The organism is Tenacibaculum profundi, assembly GCF_057162725.1.
Genome location: NZ_CM169894.1, coordinates 2240595 through 2258455 on the forward strand (window position 1 = coordinate 2240595; position 17861 = coordinate 2258455).

At 29.8% G+C, this 17861-nt stretch carries 18 protein-coding genes and 1 tRNA gene; 12 read left to right on the forward strand and 7 right to left on the reverse strand.

Annotated elements, in window-relative coordinates; all coding sequences use genetic code 11:
* Nucleotides 1-81 precede the first annotated feature (81 nt).
* From AC2GW8_RS09120 to AC2GW8_RS09130, 3 genes are read left to right on the forward strand one after another with little or no spacing between them, the layout of a single operon-like run.
* Nucleotides 82-1044: a FecR family protein gene (locus AC2GW8_RS09120; protein WP_440879564.1), complete on the forward strand. Its 963-nt coding sequence runs from the start codon at nt 82-84 to the stop codon at nt 1042-1044.
* Complete coding sequence (locus AC2GW8_RS09125; protein ID WP_440879565.1) at nt 1041-3554, forward strand: TonB-dependent receptor domain-containing protein; 2514 nt, start codon at nt 1041-1043, stop codon at nt 3552-3554. Before AC2GW8_RS09120 ends, AC2GW8_RS09125 begins: the two co-directional genes overlap by 4 nt.
* 11 nt (nt 3555-3565) lie before the next feature.
* Nucleotides 3566-4765, forward strand: a complete 1200-nt coding sequence (locus tag AC2GW8_RS09130; protein WP_440879566.1) for a DUF4249 domain-containing protein — start codon at nt 3566-3568, stop codon at nt 4763-4765.
* Here the strand turns inward: AC2GW8_RS09130 and AC2GW8_RS09135 are convergent.
* The 3 genes from AC2GW8_RS09135 to AC2GW8_RS09145 all read right to left on the reverse strand — a co-directional run bounded on the left by AC2GW8_RS09135 (nt 4760) and on the right by AC2GW8_RS09145 (nt 6480).
* Entirely contained in the window at nt 4760-5281 is a 522-nt protein-coding gene (locus AC2GW8_RS09135; protein WP_440879567.1) for an RNA polymerase sigma-70 factor, read from the reverse strand. The two genes, AC2GW8_RS09130 and AC2GW8_RS09135, sit on opposite strands and share 6 nt — an antisense overlap.
* Nucleotides 5282-5484: 203 nt before the next feature.
* On the reverse strand, nt 5485-6120 hold the full coding sequence (locus tag AC2GW8_RS09140) for a helix-turn-helix domain-containing protein (protein ID WP_440879568.1): 636 nt from the start codon (nt 6118-6120) through the stop codon (nt 5485-5487).
* A gap of 36 nt (nt 6121-6156) precedes the next feature.
* Nucleotides 6157-6480, reverse strand: a complete 324-nt coding sequence (locus AC2GW8_RS09145) for a hypothetical protein (RefSeq protein ID WP_440879569.1) — start codon at nt 6478-6480, stop codon at nt 6157-6159.
* 199 nt (nt 6481-6679) lie between these two features.
* On the opposite strand from AC2GW8_RS09145, the gene AC2GW8_RS09150 reads away from it, so the two are divergent.
* From AC2GW8_RS09150 to AC2GW8_RS09165, 4 genes are all read left to right on the forward strand, one after another.
* Nucleotides 6680-7132, forward strand: coding sequence for a helix-turn-helix domain-containing protein (locus tag AC2GW8_RS09150; protein ID WP_440879570.1), 453 nt, complete (start codon nt 6680-6682; stop codon nt 7130-7132).
* Between the two features lie 245 nt (nt 7133-7377).
* Nucleotides 7378-8523, forward strand: a complete 1146-nt coding sequence (locus tag AC2GW8_RS09155) for a DinB family protein (RefSeq protein WP_440879571.1) — start codon at nt 7378-7380, stop codon at nt 8521-8523.
* 36 nt (nt 8524-8559) lie between these two features.
* Nucleotides 8560-8742, forward strand: coding sequence for a cysteine peptidase family C39 domain-containing protein (locus tag AC2GW8_RS09160; RefSeq protein ID WP_440879572.1), 183 nt, complete (start codon nt 8560-8562; stop codon nt 8740-8742).
* Between the two features lie 71 nt (nt 8743-8813).
* On the forward strand, nt 8814-9002 hold the full coding sequence (locus tag AC2GW8_RS09165; protein ID WP_440879573.1) for a hypothetical protein: 189 nt from the start codon (nt 8814-8816) through the stop codon (nt 9000-9002).
* 43 nt (nt 9003-9045) lie between these two features.
* Here the strand turns inward: AC2GW8_RS09165 and AC2GW8_RS09170 are convergent.
* A tRNA-Leu gene (locus AC2GW8_RS09170) sits at nt 9046-9129 on the reverse strand.
* 122 nt (nt 9130-9251) lie between these two features.
* On the opposite strand from AC2GW8_RS09170, the gene AC2GW8_RS09175 reads away from it, so the two are divergent.
* From AC2GW8_RS09175 to AC2GW8_RS09190, 4 genes are all read left to right on the forward strand, one after another.
* Nucleotides 9252-10193 carry a ribose-phosphate pyrophosphokinase gene (locus AC2GW8_RS09175; protein ID WP_440879574.1) on the forward strand — a complete coding sequence of 314 codons (942 nt, stop codon included), beginning with the start codon at nt 9252-9254 and terminating at the stop codon, nt 10191-10193.
* Between the two features lie 22 nt (nt 10194-10215).
* Nucleotides 10216-10791 carry a 50S ribosomal protein L25/general stress protein Ctc gene (locus AC2GW8_RS09180; protein ID WP_440879575.1) on the forward strand — a complete coding sequence of 192 codons (576 nt, stop codon included), beginning with the start codon at nt 10216-10218 and terminating at the stop codon, nt 10789-10791.
* 110 nt (nt 10792-10901) lie between these two features.
* On the forward strand, nt 10902-11468 hold the full coding sequence (gene pth / locus AC2GW8_RS09185; RefSeq protein WP_440879576.1) for an aminoacyl-tRNA hydrolase: 567 nt from the start codon (nt 10902-10904) through the stop codon (nt 11466-11468).
* Between the two features lie 514 nt (nt 11469-11982).
* Nucleotides 11983-13059 carry a hypothetical protein gene (locus tag AC2GW8_RS09190; RefSeq protein ID WP_440879577.1) on the forward strand — a complete coding sequence of 359 codons (1077 nt, stop codon included), beginning with the start codon at nt 11983-11985 and terminating at the stop codon, nt 13057-13059.
* Between the two features lie 161 nt (nt 13060-13220).
* Here AC2GW8_RS09190 and AC2GW8_RS09195 read toward each other — a convergent pair whose 3' ends face one another.
* The gene (locus AC2GW8_RS09195; RefSeq protein WP_440879578.1) at nt 13221-13670 is read right to left on the reverse strand and encodes a 6-pyruvoyl trahydropterin synthase family protein; all 450 of its coding nucleotides are present in this window, start codon (nt 13668-13670) and stop codon (nt 13221-13223) included.
* 474 nt (nt 13671-14144) lie between these two features.
* Here AC2GW8_RS09195 and AC2GW8_RS09200 point away from each other — a divergent pair, with 474 nt between their 5' ends.
* A complete protein-coding gene (locus AC2GW8_RS09200) occupies nt 14145-15413 on the forward strand; it encodes a S8 family peptidase (RefSeq protein ID WP_440879579.1) in 1269 nt (422 codons plus the stop codon).
* Between the two features lie 126 nt (nt 15414-15539).
* Here the strand turns inward: AC2GW8_RS09200 and AC2GW8_RS09205 are convergent, their stop codons facing one another.
* A complete protein-coding gene (locus AC2GW8_RS09205; protein WP_440879580.1) occupies nt 15540-16307 on the reverse strand; it encodes an enoyl-CoA hydratase/isomerase family protein in 768 nt (255 codons plus the stop codon).
* A gap of 35 nt (nt 16308-16342) precedes the next feature.
* A complete protein-coding gene (locus AC2GW8_RS09210; RefSeq protein WP_440879581.1) occupies nt 16343-17686 on the reverse strand; it encodes an MATE family efflux transporter in 1344 nt (447 codons plus the stop codon).
* Nucleotides 17687-17861 lie beyond the last annotated feature (175 nt).

A 17861-nucleotide genomic window follows, 5' to 3' on the forward strand; every position in this document is an offset into this window, starting at 1 on the left:
AAAAATATACCTTTAGTTTTTAAATAAACTAAAGGTATCTCCTATTTTTATTTGGGGGTGAGCGGTTTTAAAATTATATGTATGAGTGAAATTTATAGCCTATTAGCAAAACATTTTTCTGGAGAAACAACCATAAAAGAAGAGTTGGAAATCGATGAATTTAAACAACAATCTCCACTAGAGTACGAAGCACTAAGAAAGTTATGGAACGTAAATGGAAAAACCATAGATACAATAGAATTCAATACCCAAAGAGCACTCAAAAAAATAGAACAGCAAATGAAAAGAAAGCAACAAACAAAGGTAATACCATTATTTACATCTATGAGACAAATTGTAGCTACAATTGCTTTACTGCTAACTACAGTTTTTATAGGGTATTTCGCTTTAAATAGTAGGGTAAATACTGCTGTAACAATAGCCTCAAATACAACAGTAAAAAGTAAAAAAGTTCTATTAGAAGATGGTTCTATTGTTTGGCTTAATAAAAACTCAACACTTTCATATCTTAAAAATTTTAAAACCAATTCGAGAGAAGTATCTCTTAACGGAGAGGCTTTTTTTAAGATTGCCAAAGACAAAAACCGTCCATTTACCGTGCAAATGAAAACTACCAATGTAACTGTTTTAGGAACATCTTTTAATATTAAAGAAGATAGTTTGCAAACATTAGTAAGCGTAAAAACAGGTAAAGTTTTTGTGAAAGCTAATCAATTAAATAAATCAATCATAATTACACCTAACCAAACTGCAAAAGTAGACGCAACGAAGATTGAGTCTTTCGAGACAAAAAACAAGAATTATTTAGCTTGGAAAACAGGAAATTTTGAATTTAACAACACCCCGATAAATCAAGTAATAAGAGATTTGAATACGTTCTATGAAACAAAGCTAAATATAGAGAATACTAAGACATTACCTAATTGTCATTTAACCGCAAAATTCACTAGCAGTCCTATTACTGAAATCATTGAAATATTAAAATTAACCTGTTCCATAAATATTAACAAAGAGGATAATAGTTACAAAATAACGAAAAAATGAAACACCTATTAGCAGTTTTGCTTTTATGTATTAGTGTTAATTCAATGGCACAAAAAATTACCGTTAAATTCAATAAAATTACTTTAAAAGATGCCCTACATAAATTAGAAAAAAAGACTATCGATAGATCTTTTTCATATAACAACAATTTAAAAGAATTACATAAAAAAATAAATAAATCATATAAAAACAAAACATTATATGAAATTTTAAACGACTTATTAAAATCAGAAAAACTAACCTATAAAAAAATAGGAAATACCATTATTATTTATGCCAAATCAAAAAAAGATAAGAAAAAGAATAAAATTATATCTGGTTATATCTTTGACGAAAAGTCGGGTGAAGTACTAATAGGCGCTACAATTTTTTCGGTAGAAACAGGTAAGGGTACAAATACAAATAACTACGGATTTTACAGCCTATCATTACCTGAAAAAAATAATACGGTTTCTGTAAGTTATGTGGGATACAAAAACAAAATATTGACAGTTAAAAACAAACGTCAAGACATTTATTTAGTAATTGACAATTCCAAATTAAATGAAATTGAAATTAAAGCAACAAAAAATAAATTACGAAAAAAATATGCTGGAGCTTTAAATATTTCATCATCAGAAATAAAAAAAATACCTCTACTGTCTGGTGAACCTGATGTATTAAAAGCCATACAACAACAAAACGGAATTCGTACAGTAAACGATGGGTCTTCTTTTTACTTCGTAAGAGGAGGTAATTTTGATCAAAATTTAGTGTTATTAGACGAAGCTCCTTTGTATAATAATTCTCATTTGCTAGGTATGGTTTCTGTAATAAATGGAGATATCATAAAAAACACTAAATTTTACAAGGGCTTTTTTCCAACAAAATATTCAGGACGACTGGCTTCTGTTTTAGATATCACCACTAAAGATGGAAACAAGAAAAATTTTCAGTTATCTGGTGGAATTTCAACCTTAGGAGTTCGATTAGCAGCAGAAGGTCCAATAATAAAAAACAAGATCAGCTATATAATCTCTGGTAGAAAAAGTTTATTAGATTTGTTAGCTAGGAACACAGAAGTTCTTTCACCAAATTATTATGATATAAACACTAAGGTAAATTGGAAGATCAATAAAAATAACAACTTGCTTTTTTCCTTCTATAACGGAAAAGATATTTACACACTTAAAGGTTCTTTTTTTAACGTTAAAACCATTAATCATTTTGCTACCATACGATGGAACCACATTTTTAATGAAAAATTATTTGCTAACACCTCATTAATTTATAACGAGTTTAAAGGAGATTATACAATTTCAAATGATGCAGACAATTGGAAAAGCAATATAAAAGAAGTACATTTAAAATATCAATTATCTTATTATTTAAATAATAGACACACCTTCAACGCAGGCGTAAAAACAGGGTTTCATAATTATCAACCTGGTTTGTATGAAAACCTAAATATAAACTTTGGCACAAAAAAGCTTAATTCACTTAATATATTTACTAATCATAAAACCCAAATAAACAGCAATTTATCACTTGACTATGGAATCAATTTTAATCTAACAAACGCTCTAGGAAAAGCAAGACTAATCACTTTAGACTCCGATTTTAATGTTAGTAATACCTTTCAAAATGATGGTGGTGTCTATAAAACTTGGGCAGGTATAGAGCCAAGAATTAATTTATTATATAAGTTTAATAAATATAATAGATCCTATACCTCTTACTCAAAAATGCGTCAGTTTGTTCACTCTCCACACCCCTATAAAAATGATTTTAGTATTATTAATTTATGGGTTCCTACTTCTAATAATGTAGATCCTCTAAGTAGCAATATTTTTTCTGTTGGCTATGATTATTCATATGGAAATTTCGGAATCAATATAGAAGGTTATTACAAGGATATTAAAAATCAACTGGATTATGTTCCTTATCCGGATATTAGAGACACTAATTACGAACGTTATTTAAGAAGAGGGAATGTTACATCATACGGTATGGAATTAGGTTTAGGTTATAAAACCGAAAAAATACACCTAAAAGCGGATTATAGTTATTCGAAAACAACAGTTAAAAATAAATACCTTAACAATGGAGAAAAGTATATAACTCGCTATGATATACCTCATCAATTAAATCTACTAGGGACTTTCAATTTTACAAAACGTCTTGATTTTACAACCACTTGGGTATACAAGACTGGGCGCCCCTATACCTTACCGGTTGCAGTTCAATTACTAAATGGAGGTAAATCTTTAATTCCATTATACGGCAAAAGATACAACGCTAGATTAGAAGATTATCACAGACTTGATTTCATGTTCACCTTAAAACCAAAAATAAGTAAAAAAGGTTGGAAAGGAACTTGGAATGCTGGAATTACCAATGCGTATGCGCAATTAAACCCAATAACAATTAGAGATAATCTACAAAACATAGGTGAGGATAACAAATTTAAATTAGAAGGAGGTAATGTATTTAGATTATTTCCCATTTTATCTTACAGTTTTCAATTTTAAAATATTTAAATATGGTACTAAAAAAAACGATAATCTTCCTGTTCATATTAATCGGAACCTTTTCTTCTTGCTTAGATGAAGGGGAACTTACTGGTGATTTAATAAAAAACTACCACACAGATGTAAAATATACCATAGAAGGTCAAATCACTAATACTCCATCAAAACATCACGTAATTATTACGAGCATTGGTATAAAAAATGATCTTGTAAAAAATGTAGGTATTTCAGATGCTACTGTTAAAATTACTGACAATACAAATACTTGGAATTTCACAGAGTTACCTCAAAAAGGAATTTATGAAAGTGACCGTTATTTTGCAGGAAAAGAAAATGTTAGTTATACATTATCCATAACTATAAAAGGTAAAACCTACACAGCAACACAAACAATGCCAGTAGCAGATGAAATTAATTCAGCAGAATTTAACGCACTAAAAAGAACAGGTAAAGAAACAAAACATATTTTCGGGATGGATAGATCTGCCATTTGGGAGAATGTTAATACTACTTCTAAAGAACAAGTTTCAATTCTTCTAACCTCTACTAGAGGTAATCATGACATAAAAAACACCCATAAAAGAATTAGCTTTGCTAACCCCGTTCCTATAGAAAATCCAGGTCATTTTTTAAACCCTAATTCCGGTGTATATAAAACGATTCGAAGGTATACCTTAACAAGTAATTATGAAAAATATATGTGGTCTATTTTGTCTGAACTTGGCATAAGTGGTTTTGGGGAGTACGAGCCAAGTAGTTTAGCCTCTAATTTTAATAATAAAGAAATTTCAGGTTATTTCTCTGCAGTTAGCTGCAAAGAGTACTCTGTGAACAAAACTATTTTTTTACCTAGAAATTTGTCTGTTTTTGATTCACAAAAACAATTTAAAGCTAGTTATACTAACAAAGGTGAATTTCAACTTGTTTTTAAACCTTCGGGAGAATGCGAATTAAAAGGACTAGGGGAAACACTAACTGGAGCCTATCAAATAGCTAAAAATGAAGAAATATTAGTTTACTTTAAAAGCAACCGTTTTTTTAAAAATCTAGATGACAATCTTTTACGATTTTATTTAACCAAATTAATGAAAACAACAACTATTATAACTCCAACAGAAGAAATAATTCGTCTTGATACATACGCCCATTTTAAAATAGAAAATAGAACAACACTAAAGTCAGAAGACGATGTGATTTGGACTTCTTTATAAATCCATAAACTCTAAAAGTACTAATAGTGTAAAAAAGTCATGATCCTTTAAAAGCTTTCGCATTATTTTTAATGCTTTACTCATATGGGTTTCTACAGTTTTAACAGCAATTCCTCTATCTTTCGCTATTTCTTTATATGTTAACCCGGATGTTCTACTTAGTAAAAAAACTTCTCTTGTTTTTCGGGGTAATTTAGATGCAAAATAGTGTAACAACGGTTCAATGTCCTCTTCATTTAAATCTACTGTACTTGTAATTTGATCCCATGATTCTTGGCTAGCAAACACTTTAGTACTTGAATTGTTTTTTCGTAAATAATCGATGCATTTAAACTTTGTACTTCTTAATAAAAATCGTTCTGGTTTTTCTATTGTAACTAACTTATTGGTCTCCCACAACTGTATAAATAATGATTGTACAATGTCTTCAGCAATAACTGAATCTTTTACAATTTTTACAGCATAATTACATAACGGACTGTAAAATTCATTAAAAATATTTTTAATATCAGTCAAATATAGTTTTTGTCAAAAATAATTAAATATTAGTATTTAATCCTCTTTTTTAAAACTTCTTATCTAAAAGTCAATACTTAAAATTTTTCTATAGTTACTGACAAACTTATCCGTAATAATTTATTAACATCAGCATTAGGCTATTTTTAATCAAAGTATAGATTTATCGTAATTTTAAGAAAAAAATGATTCAAAAGATTAAACTACTTGTTTAATAATTTACTCGGCGTATAGCCAAAATGCTTCTTGAAAGCAGTAGAAAAATGTTGCGGATTTTTATAGCCAACCGCATCCGAAACTTGATAAACAGAATGATCTTTTTGTAAGAGAAGTTTCTTTGCTTGCTCCATTTTCAAGTTTCTTATATACCCAAATACTGTAGTACCAAAAATATTTTTAAATTCTTTTTTTAAAGTACATTCGTTCGTATGCACCTCTTTGGCAAGGTCTGCCAGTCGCATAGGACTATCTAGTTTTTTTGTAATCAATTCTTTAGCACGGTACATCTTATCCATTACATTTTTAGAACTCGAATACGACGCCGTAATTCCATTATAACTGCTTATTTGATCTATTTGCAATAACAGTAACTCTAAAACTTTAGACTCTAAGAATAACAAACGAAATGTATTTTTCCATTTACAATTTACGATTTCGTGGATGATAAAATGCATCTCTGGTGTTATTGGGTAATTACTTTTGTTCAAAAAACCAACCTCTTTATTCGCAATAAGCGCAATAAACCTTTTGAAAAATTTACTTTCTGGAATATATTTTTGAAAAAAATCTGGTCTTATTTTTATCTCAAAATTAAACATCTCCCCTTCTCCAACTACCATTTTTCCTTGCACATCACTACCATAGAAAATATTATGTTAGTTTTTTTTAATTAAAAATTCTTCGGAAATATACTGCATTTGGGTTAAGGTAGAGCCTAGTATGGTAAAATGCATTTCTACAATTTCACCTTGCATTTCAAAATTGATCATCGTAGTATTCTTAAAGGCCCCGCTTCCATAAGCAATAGTAAACTTATCGGTAATAATTTCTCGATATCGACCATTAATATTGGCGTGTTCAAAACCAAAGCTCAAATCTTTAACTCCGCAATCATCCACGCTACAACGTGTTTTTTCCGAATCAAAAATAAGCTCTTCTAAATCTTTTAATAGTATCTTCAGGAAAAGTAGGGCTAACATAAGCAATAGTAGCTTAACCAATTATGAAATACAACCACTTTTAAAAGAAAAAAGGAAGCTTATTGCACAACTAGCAAATAAAAGTAAACGAAATAAATCCCTTATTTATCTGCTACTTAGCATTGGATTGCTTCTAATTTTCCTGCTTTTTTATAAAATTAGAAATACTAAACTGTATAAGAAGCACTTCGATACATTAATGCATTCCAATACTACCCCGAAAATCAAAGAAGCATTACTTACCAAACAAAATACTACTAATTCGAAAAGTACTCTTTCTGAAGAAACTAAAAATCAAATATTAAAAAAACTACATGAATTTGAAGAGAAACAATTGTTTTTACAAAAAAAATACACGTTGGTTTCCTTAGCAAAAGAATTGGTTACTAATAGCGCCTACCTTTCCAAAATAATTAATGAAGAAAAACAATGTAATTTTGCCAACTATCTAAACCAACTTAAAATTAACTATGTCGTAGAGCGCTTAAAAATGGATACAACATTTAGAAATTATACGGTAAAAGCCATTGCTGAGACCTCTGGTTTTAGCAATACGCAGTCTTTTTCATCCTCTTTTTTCAAGCAAACAGGTATTTATCCTTCTTATTTCATTAAACAATTGAATACTTTAAAAACAACACTAAATTTATAAATTTATGGCAACTTAATTTTAAAATTACTTTCCTTATCCATACATTTGACAAAACACGAAATTTTAATAACTTTAGAAATACAGAACACAAAAATATTTTAAACTGGTGTTCGAGAGAAAAAAAGGTTATGACTTTCAAGCATCCCAAAAAAAAAAGATCAAGAAACAGTAAATGTTATGAAACTTTTGCTTTGGCAAACAGGACACCCTGATTATCAATTAAAAAAATAAAAATTACTATGTACATGCACAACACTAAATTGTTACTAACCTTTAGCTTTATTATACTAATGGTGTTTTCCGTAAACGGACAAAAAAAAGTAAAAACAAGTAGATGGAAACCATTTATACAATCTATAAAAGTGGAAACCGATAAAAAAGCGGCCTTTAAATTTCGAGCTGCTGTAAAATTGATGTCTAACGACTCATTAGCTTGGGGAAGTATTTGGGTAAATGTAAAAACTAAAAACGAAGAACCTGGATTTTATGATAATATGTATGATAGACCCATAACTTCTAATGAGTGGCGTTATTATGAGATAGATGGCTTTATCGATAGCAACTCCAAAGCCCTCATCATTGGTGGGCTGTGTAAAAATAATGGTGCCTTTTATTTTGATGACTTTTCTTTATCATTTCAAAATGAAAAAGGTGATTTTGAACCTTATAAATTACTCAACTCAGACTTTGAAAACGTGCATTCAGAAAATGTCTTAGCACATTGGAGTGAAGGCTATTCCACCGAAAAAACTTATGGTGTAAAAGGATTCAACGTGTCGTTAACTAATGATGCTGTTCAAGGAAAAAAAGCTTTGCTTATCAAAGCCAAAGGCATTGAAAAAGAAGTGGTAAAAATTGGTATCAAAGGTGAAAAAGGAAGTCAAGTGCAAATTGAAGCCATGATTTCTATGCTGGAAGATTTAAAAGAAAGAGTAGAACGAAAGGTAAAAAACATGAGTCAATATCAAATTGATCACTTGCATGACGAAAAAGCCAATAGAATTGGTGCGCTTATTATGCACTTAGCAGCAGCAGAGGTATATTACCAAGTTTTTACTTTTGAAAGTAGAGGGTTTAATCCAGAAGAACAAAAGCAATGGGAAGTAGCATTAAGTTTAGACCAGGCAGGGAGAGATCAATTTCAAGGAAAAGACATTCAGTATTATTTGGATATTTATAATAAAGTGCGTCAAAAAACTATTCGAGAATTAAGAAAAAGGGATGACCAATGGTTTCAAGAAGTACAGAAAGTCTACGGATGGAGTAATCAATATTGTTGGTTTCATGTTATGGAACATCAATCTAGCCATTTAGGACAAATACTATTTCTAAGCAAACGTATTCCTCCAGAACCAAAAAAAACTGTGATTAAAGAATCTTTTAAGGGGTAATAAAAAGAGTTTTTATTACAAAATTTATCCATTATTTTGAGGGTACAATTTCCGTTTTATCTCAAAATCATAGCTAAAAATTATGGTAGGACTATTTGTTTGCAACAATTACGAAATTTAAGCGAAACGTTACGAACAGGAAGTAGTTTGTTAGGTTTAAGTGATGTTGCTGAATCTATTGGCTTGAAAAGCCTTGTAAAAATTGGTCTGGAAAAATAAAAATTGGACAAACCGTAAATATTAAATTAGAAAATTATCCTGAAGTCGAATTTGGAATCTTAAAAGGAAAAGTGAATAGAATAGCTGTAATCCCAGATAAAGAAGGTAATTACTTTATAAATGTATCACTTCCTAAAAAATTAATTACTTCATATAACAAAGAAATAGCCTTTAAGCAAGAAATGCTTGGTTTTGCGGAGATCATTACAGAAGATTTACGTTTAATTGAGCGTTTTTTGATTAGCTTAAAACGACATTAATTAAGGAACAAAAAAAGGTAGCTTATGTTGTAGCTACCTTTTGTACCAAAGGTGGGACTCGAACCCACACGTCCTTGCGAACATTGGATTTTGAATCCAACGTGTCTACCAATTCCACCACTTTGGCGATTATCGGTTGCAAATTTATTAAAATATTTTAGTTAATTAACAAAAATACTTTTAAACTCTTAAAATAGTTTTATTTTTGTTTCTACATAACAACACAAACTAAAAATACACTTTCTATAAATGTCAGAAAATCATTTAATTCCTAAATTTTTTGCTTGTTCTCAGAGTACAGAATTAGCAGAAGAAATTGCAAAGAAATTTGGAACAGAATTAGGTAATGTTAACATATTACGCTTCAGTGATGGAGAATTTCAGCCAGCTTTTGAAGAATCTGTAAGAGGAAGAAGAATTTTTATCATTGGTTCTACTTTTCCAAATGCAGATAATCTTATGGAAATGTTATTAATGCTAGACGCAGCTAAACGTGCATCAGCAAGACATATTACTGCCGTATTACCTTATTTTGGTTGGGCGCGTCAAGACAGAAAAGATAAACCAAGAGTTGCAATTGGAGCCAAATTAATTGCGAAATTGTTGGAAGAAGCTGGCGCTACTAGGATTATGACTATGGATTTACATGCCGATCAAATCCAAGGTTTCTTCGAAAAACCTGTAGATCATTTATTTGCTTCCTCTATATTTTTACCCTACATAGAAAGTTTAAATTTAGATAAACTCACTGTTGCTTCTCCTGATATGGGGGGGTCTAAAAGAGCTTATGCCTATTCTAAATACCTTGAGAGTGATGTAGTAATCTGTTACAAACAACGTAAAAAAGCAAACGTGATTAGTCATATGGAACTTATTGGTGATGTTACAGGAAAGAATGTTATCCTAGTAGATGACATGATTGATACGGGTGGTACATTGACCAAAGCAGCGGATTTGATGATAGAAAGAGGTGCCTTAAGTGTTCGTGCTATTATAACACATCCAATATTATCAGGTAATGCCTATGAGAAGATAGAAAACTCAAAGTTAAAAGAATTAATTGTTTCTGATACAATTCCTTTAAAAAAGCATATATCTAAAATAAAAGTTGTATCTTGCGCCACTTTATTCGCAGATGTTATGCATAAAGTGCAAGATAATACATCTATTAGCGATGAATTTTTAATGTAATTTAATCATAAATTAAAAAGTAATGCAATCAATTACAATCAAAGGATCTCAAAGAGAAAGCGTAGGTAAAGTAGCTACTAAAGCCTTACGTAATGCTGGAAAGGTTCCTTGCGTATTATACGGAGGAGACAAGCCTGTACACTTTTCAGCAGAAGAAAAAGCGTTCAAATCGTTAGTGTATACTCCAAACGTTTATACTGCAACGATTGAACTTGACGGACAATCATATACCGCTGTTTTACAAGATATTCAATTCCATCCTGTGTCTGATAAAATTTTACATATTGATTTTTATCAATTATTTGAGGACAAGCAAATTACTATGGAAATTCCTGTAAAATTAGTAGGAAGTTCTAAAGGAGTTATGATTGGTGGTGCTTTACGTCATAACTTACGTAAATTAAAAGTTAAAGCATTACCAGCTAATTTACCTGATTTCTTAGAAGCAGATATTACTGAGCTAGAAATTGGTAACAAATTATACGTTACTGAGTTATTTAATGAAAAGTATACTATCTTGCACCCAGACAATACTGTTGTTGCACAAGTACGTATGTCTCGTAACGCAGCCAAAGCAGCAGCTGAAGCTGAATCATAAAATATTCTATTTTTAAGAAAAAAGCGTTACACTTGTGTAGCGCTTTTTTTTCTTACTAAAAATTATTTTTCAATTACTTTCATTCAAAAATACTTGATAAACTTAATCAAATGAAAAAATTTCTAATTGTAGGGCTTGGTAATATTGGCGAAAAGTATACTAATACTCGACATAACATTGGATTTAAAATTGTGGATGCCTTTGTAAAAGAGCATAAAGGAAATTTTGAAACTGAAAAATTAGGAGATATTGCTACCGTTAAAATTAAAGGAAAAACAGTTACCGTTTTAAAGCCAAATACTTACATGAATTTAAGTGGTAAAGCATTGGTATACTGGATGAAAAAAGAAAATATTCTAATAGAAAACATCTTGGTAATAACTGATGATTTGAATATTGAATTTGGTAAAGTTAGAATTAAAGGTAAAGGAAGCTCAGGTGGCCATAATGGTTTGAAAGACATTCAAGATAAATTAAACTCAGGAGCCTATCCAAGATTTCGATTTGGAGTAGGATCAGAATACAGAAAAGGTGGGCAAGTAGATTTTGTTTTAGGTGAATGGAGTAATGAAGAAGAAAGTGCTATGATAGAACGTATCCCTTTTAGTGTTAATGCAGTTACCTCTTTTGTTACAGCAGGTCTAGCAAATACCATGAACGAGTTTAACGGTAAATAAATAGTGGATGTATTAGCTATTTAAAGTAAGCTCTGTCTAATTTTTCTTTTTAGAGAGGCTTCTGGTTCCTGTCTCAAAACTACCTAAATAAATACCTACAAAAACATCTTCATTCATCAAAATTGAGATCTAAAAATAAAATACAACTATATTTTTAAAAAGTATCGCAATGATATTTGCCTCCCTTCTTTATACACTTTTTAGTTATTCATCATTTTGGACATTAAAAGGCTTTCTTTCCCTTATACTTACCTAAACACCTCAGCTATTTATCATCATCTTACTGCTCTTTTAAAAAGTTTAAAACATCATTTAAGTAATTTTTTATCAAAGGTTAACACTGAATAAATAATCATAGGTACCAAGTCTAAAATACATGCAAAATAATAATGTTTTTTTAAAAAATAAAAAAACTAGAAAAGTGCCAATTGATTAAAAAATACTATTTTCGCACTTCTTAAAAAAATTGCATAATCACATCGAATAATAAATACCCTTAAATTAATTATCAAAAATGAAAAAAGCCCTAATACTTTTATCCTTTTTATGTTTTCAATTTACGAATAGTCAAAATTGTATTAAAGGAAAAATAAAAGAACTCAAAAACTTAACAGATAAACCTTTAGCTGTTATTCTTCTCAAAGAAAACAAAAAACTAATTGAAAAATTAGAAAAAAAGATAGCAAAGAATAACAAAAAAAAGGAAAAATTTCAAGAACAATTAAACGATTATCGAAATCATATTAGCTATTTCAACACCAATATTAAAGAAGTTATAACAACGTACTGGAAATTAAATAACACGGATAACATAAAGTATTTTACCAAAGAAGAATTAAAAAATGCTAAAACAAGTCAATATGCTGTACTTGATTTAACTCCAGAAAATGTAAACGTTAATATAAATGACATAGGTTCAAGATTCATGTATTACTATAGCTTAGATGTTCAAATAATTACTTATGGTAGTTCTGAAAATAAAAGACATAAAGCGTCTTATAAAAACCACCTTACTAATGTAAGTTATAATACTCCTGGATATGCTGACAAAGAACTTAAAAAAGCTATTGAACGATTAATAGAGGAACGTAAAAATGGCCCAAAACTTTTATCAAAAGAGAATATGATTGCCTCTGTTATACTTTCGCAAAAATACATTGAAAAAGTTTTAACGTTAAACGATAAAATATCTTTTCAAGAATTTGCAGAAGAAGAAATGAAGAAAAATTGTAAAGAATTAGAAGGAAAGAACATTTTATTTCAAGAGACAATAGTTCATGGTAAAATAAAAAATTCATTAAAAGATTTGCTACCGAAAGCAAATATAGAATTGGTTTCAGCTAATAGGATAGCACAAGCATTTATTAACGAAGAAGATATTCTTGTTGCTTTTCCAATTGTAAAAAGACTACAAAAATCAAAAGGTAAATTAAGTGGTTTCTCATTAAGTACAGTTATCCCAATAACTCATAAGATAATTATTAATACAAAATCTAAAGAAATTATTGGTTTTGTAGAGCATTCAGGTATGACAAGCTATACTTACTTCAAAAAAAATGATTTTAAAAAGCTTAATGAACAATGTAAATAATTAATTTCTATATAAAAAGAGCGAGAATCATCTCGCTCTTTTTAATTTTATATCTAAAACTTTTACTCCAAATCACTAAAATTGACACGAAAGCATGATTGAAATATGATGTTTTTTTTAGCTCATACAAAAACTCATATATTATTGTATGAATTAATCAATTAATTATCTGATGCATACCACTCTGCAAAACTTGTTTCTGTTTCCTGAAGTTTTAATGAATATAATTTGATGTTACCAGGAAGATATTTTATAATTTTCTGCGCAAAATCAATAACCATCATTTCACTGGTTGGTTGATAATCAACTAAAATAACATGATGTCCTCTATCTATCAATTCTTTAGCTAATTCTACATGTGGTGTATTTTTATTAAATACCGTTGCATGATCAAATACATCGACTATTTCCTCTTTGACAATCTTTTTTAGATCTCCAAAATCTATAACCATTCCATGCTTTACATTTGAAGAATTCATTATGGGTTGCCCTATGACTGTTACCGAAAGCTTATAACTGTGCCCGTGAACGTTTTTACATTTTCCATCATAACCATAAAGTGCATGCCCTGTTTCAAAACTAAATTGTTTTGTAATTCTAATATTACTCACTTTCTTCTAAACTTTTTATTACTTCTGTATTTATTATAAAAGTATACGATTGCAACTAAAAATGCCAATCCTGCAAATAAAACATTATCCATCTTTTCAGAATTTAATTTGTGGATCCGAAAGTACAAATTTGAATTGAATTTACTAGATTTTTAAGGTTCCATAAAGAAAAGTTATAAGCACTATTTTGTTGTTTTTGATTTAGCGCTTGACTTTTTGTAATCAACTGCTTTTTTTTAAGAATTATATGCTATCCCCACCTCTTTGATTATCTAAAATTTTATAGTGTTTTTACATAAATACCACAAAAACAATAATTTAAATTAAAAAACACAAAACTCAATAAATTCAACTACGGAGCATCATTTTGTTGAATACAATAAAAATATTCTTTTTGTAAAAATCACAATTAATAATAATTTTTTAACATATTTTCAATAATATTGTGAAATTTTAATTAAAAACCTTCTTAATATGAATAGAAAAAAATTATTTTATGCTTTTTTAACAATTCTAGCTTTTAATTACTCTTGTGAGAGTGATAAGATAGAAGAAGAAGTTACTATAACTCAAGATGACACTTCGCTTGTTACTTTTAAAGAAGCTGAAAAAATTAGTGGAGAATACATTGTTTTACTCGGAAAGGAGCAAAAACAAAAGATGTTCGAAAATAACACACAATTGAAAAATGCTTCTAATTATAGACAAAGACAAAGTCTTGTTCGTAGTTATGTAGAAGATATTTTTAAATCAGGAGAAATCGCTTTACAAAAAGAAGCAATAATGAAAGTGTATAGTTCTAAAGCGAATGTAGGATTTCTTGCAAAACTTGAACCTCGTCAAGCAAAGCTTCTAAAAGAAAAAGGCTATAAAGTACACGATAATGTTATTTTTGGAATTAATCCAATTTGTCAAATTATTCCTTGGCTATGTAGCGAAACTGGAGATGTATCTGGTGGAGAAGATAGACAACAAAAAACACCATGGGGGATTGCAAGAGTGGGAGGTCCTAGAGATTTTTCTAAATCATCAAAAACTGCTTGGGTTATTGATACAGGAATCGATTTAGACCATCCAGATTTAAACGTTGATGTTGCTAGATCAAAAGATTTTACTGGAAAAGGAACTCCTGATGATGGTAATGGTCATGGAACACATGTTGCCGGTACGATAGGCGCTATCAATAATAATTTTGGTGTAGTAGGCGTTGCTGCAGGAGTTAAAGTAGCCGGTATAAAAGTTTTAAGTGATCAAGGATCAGGATCTTATGCAGATATACTTGCAGGCGTTGATTATGTTGCTCAAAATTCTCGTCCAGGTGATGTTGTAAACTTAAGTCTTGGTGGACCTTCATTTTTTGGAGGTAGTTTTCCTGCTGAAACAGCTTTAATTAAGTTAGCTGCAACGGGTGTATATGTTTCTGTAGCTGCTGGTAATTCTTCTGCCCCTGCTGCTTTTTTCACCCCAGCAAAAGCTAATGGTAAAAACTTTTATACCATTTCTTCAATGAATAATAAAGATGATATGTCTTATTTTTCAAATTGGGGAGGTCCTGTAGACTATGCTGCTCCTGGAAGTAAAGTTAATTCTACTTTACCCGGAGGTAGATATGGTGTATTTAGTGGTACATCAATGGCTGCTCCTCATGCAGCTGGTGTTCTATTAGTTACCAATGGTAGACCTAATACTGATGGAAAAACAACTGGCGACTTTGATGGTGGTGATAAAATAATTCACAATTAATACTATTAACAAGCAAAAAAATTATTACTATATAATTTTTGATACTATTTCTATTATGTAAAAAAGACCTCTAATTTATATAAATTTAGAGGTCTTTTAATTTTTTATAAACTGTTGTTGTTATACTTATCGTATAAACTTAGTTAATGCCTTCTTCGTATGGTCTGACAGAACCAACTTTCCAGAGGTTTCTGCTCTTTCGATTAATAAGTTATCCCAATTTTCTGTATCTAGCCAAAATGCTTTTTTCATTTCTTTTAATGCTTCGGGATTATAGCTTGCTAATTTTAAAGAAAGAAGATCTACTTCCCTATCCATTTCATCAATACTTTCAAATACTCGAGCATACAATCCTTTTTCTTTTGCCCAATAAGCATTTTTCCAATTGGTAGCTTCTAAAGTCAGTTCTGATAAACCACTTACTCCTATTTTACGTTTTACAGCAGGAGCGATAACAAAAGGACCAATTCCTATGGTAAATTCAGAAAGTTTAATAGAAGCGTGCTCTGTAGCAAAAACATAATCACATGCTGCTACTAAACCTACTCCTCCTCCAACAGTTTTACCTTGTACTCTTCCAATAATTAACTTTGAGCATTTTCGCATAGCGTTAATTACATTTGCAAAACCTGAAAAAAACTTTTTACCCTCCTCTAAATTTGTAATGGCTACCAATTCATCAAATGAAGCTCCTGCACAAAAAGCTTTATTTCCCTCAGATTTTAGTACAATAATAGCCACCTCATCATTATTAGACAATTCATTGAATTCGTTTGTCAAGCGATCTAATAATTCGCTTGGAAAGGAATTGCTAGCTGGATGTCCAAATTCAATAGTGGCAATATTACTTTCGATTTTAGTATATAAACTTCCGTTAATTCTAGTTGTTGTCATGTGTCTCTTATGGTTTATTCAAAAATAGCAATTTTCTATTCAGCTTTTTGTTGATTAGCTAATGGTAAAAACTTATTCTTAAAAATTAATAATAAAGGAATACTTCTTGCTATCATCCATAAATAAAAAGCAATCCAAATAGCATTTAATTTGTAATTCCAATAATCAAAAATCATTAAAACAGGAATAAAAATAAACGCAGTTGCTATTAGTAATAAATTTCTTAGATATTTAGCCTCTCCCATCCCCTTAAACATACCGTCGAATATAAAGGCTACCGAACAAACTGGTTGCATTAATAAAATGATCCAAAAACTTTTATAAAATTGTTTTAAAACTAAGGGTTCTTTGGTAAATATTTGTCCTATAAAAGTATAAAATATAAATCCTATTACAGCCAAAGTACTACCAAATAATAAACCATAAATAACAAGTTTTCTGCCAAGTTGTAGGAGGATTTTATATTTTTTTGCTCCTAATAACTTTCCTGAAAGAATATTTCCTGCACTAGAATATCCATCAATCATAAAAGCTCCCATTAACCAAATATTAAAACCAATAGTGTATGCTGCTATATACTCTTTCCCGTACGCAGTAGCATAGGATGTTCCAAAATATAAGGCTACATTTAAAGCTATTGTTCGAACAAAAAGGTTTACTATAATATTAATGAAATGCGGTATTTCACTATTAAATGGTAATTTAAATTTTAACCGTATCGTAGTTTTAGTAAGTAATAAATACAAGGATAATAATGCCATTACAAACTGAGCAATGACACTAGCATAAGCTGCTCCTTGAATATTCATTGCAGGAATATAATTTTCAATACCATACACTAGAACAAAATCTAATACAATGTTTACTATAGTTCCAACAATTGCTATTAACATCGGATAATAAGTATTTTGTAAACCTCTAAAAATCCCAAAAACAGCAATGACAAATAAAGTAAAAGGAAATCCAAAAACACGTATTTTATAGTACTGGATTGAAAAATCTAAAATAATTCCTTGTGCATTATAAAATTCAAATATTTGTTTGGCAAATGGATAACTGAGCAGTAAAATAACTAAACTTGCAACAATTACTATAAAAACTGCTTGAGCTGGAAGATCTTCAATTTCTTCTAATTTATCAGCTCCTAAATATTGTGAAACTATCGAAGAAATAGCGCTTCTTGTTTGACCAAAAACCCAAATTAGCATAGATAAAAAAGCACCTACAATTCCAATCGCTGCAATGCTTTCTGTAGCATTGTTTTGAATATTACCTACAATTGCCAAATCAGTAGTAGACAGCAAAGGTTCTACAATACCAGCAACTAAAGCTGGAATAGCTAATTTATTAATTCTTCTAAAACTAATATCTTGACTCATAATAAGGGTTAAAAATAGTTCATATTCTTTCTTCTACCGATGAAAAAAAATGAAAATGTAGTTTACATAAATCTTTTCTATTAACTCTTTATATCCAAAACTACCATGAAAAGTACTTATGTTACTAAAGCAATTTTCCATATCTTTTGCTTCTTACGGTGTATTTTTAAGTTTT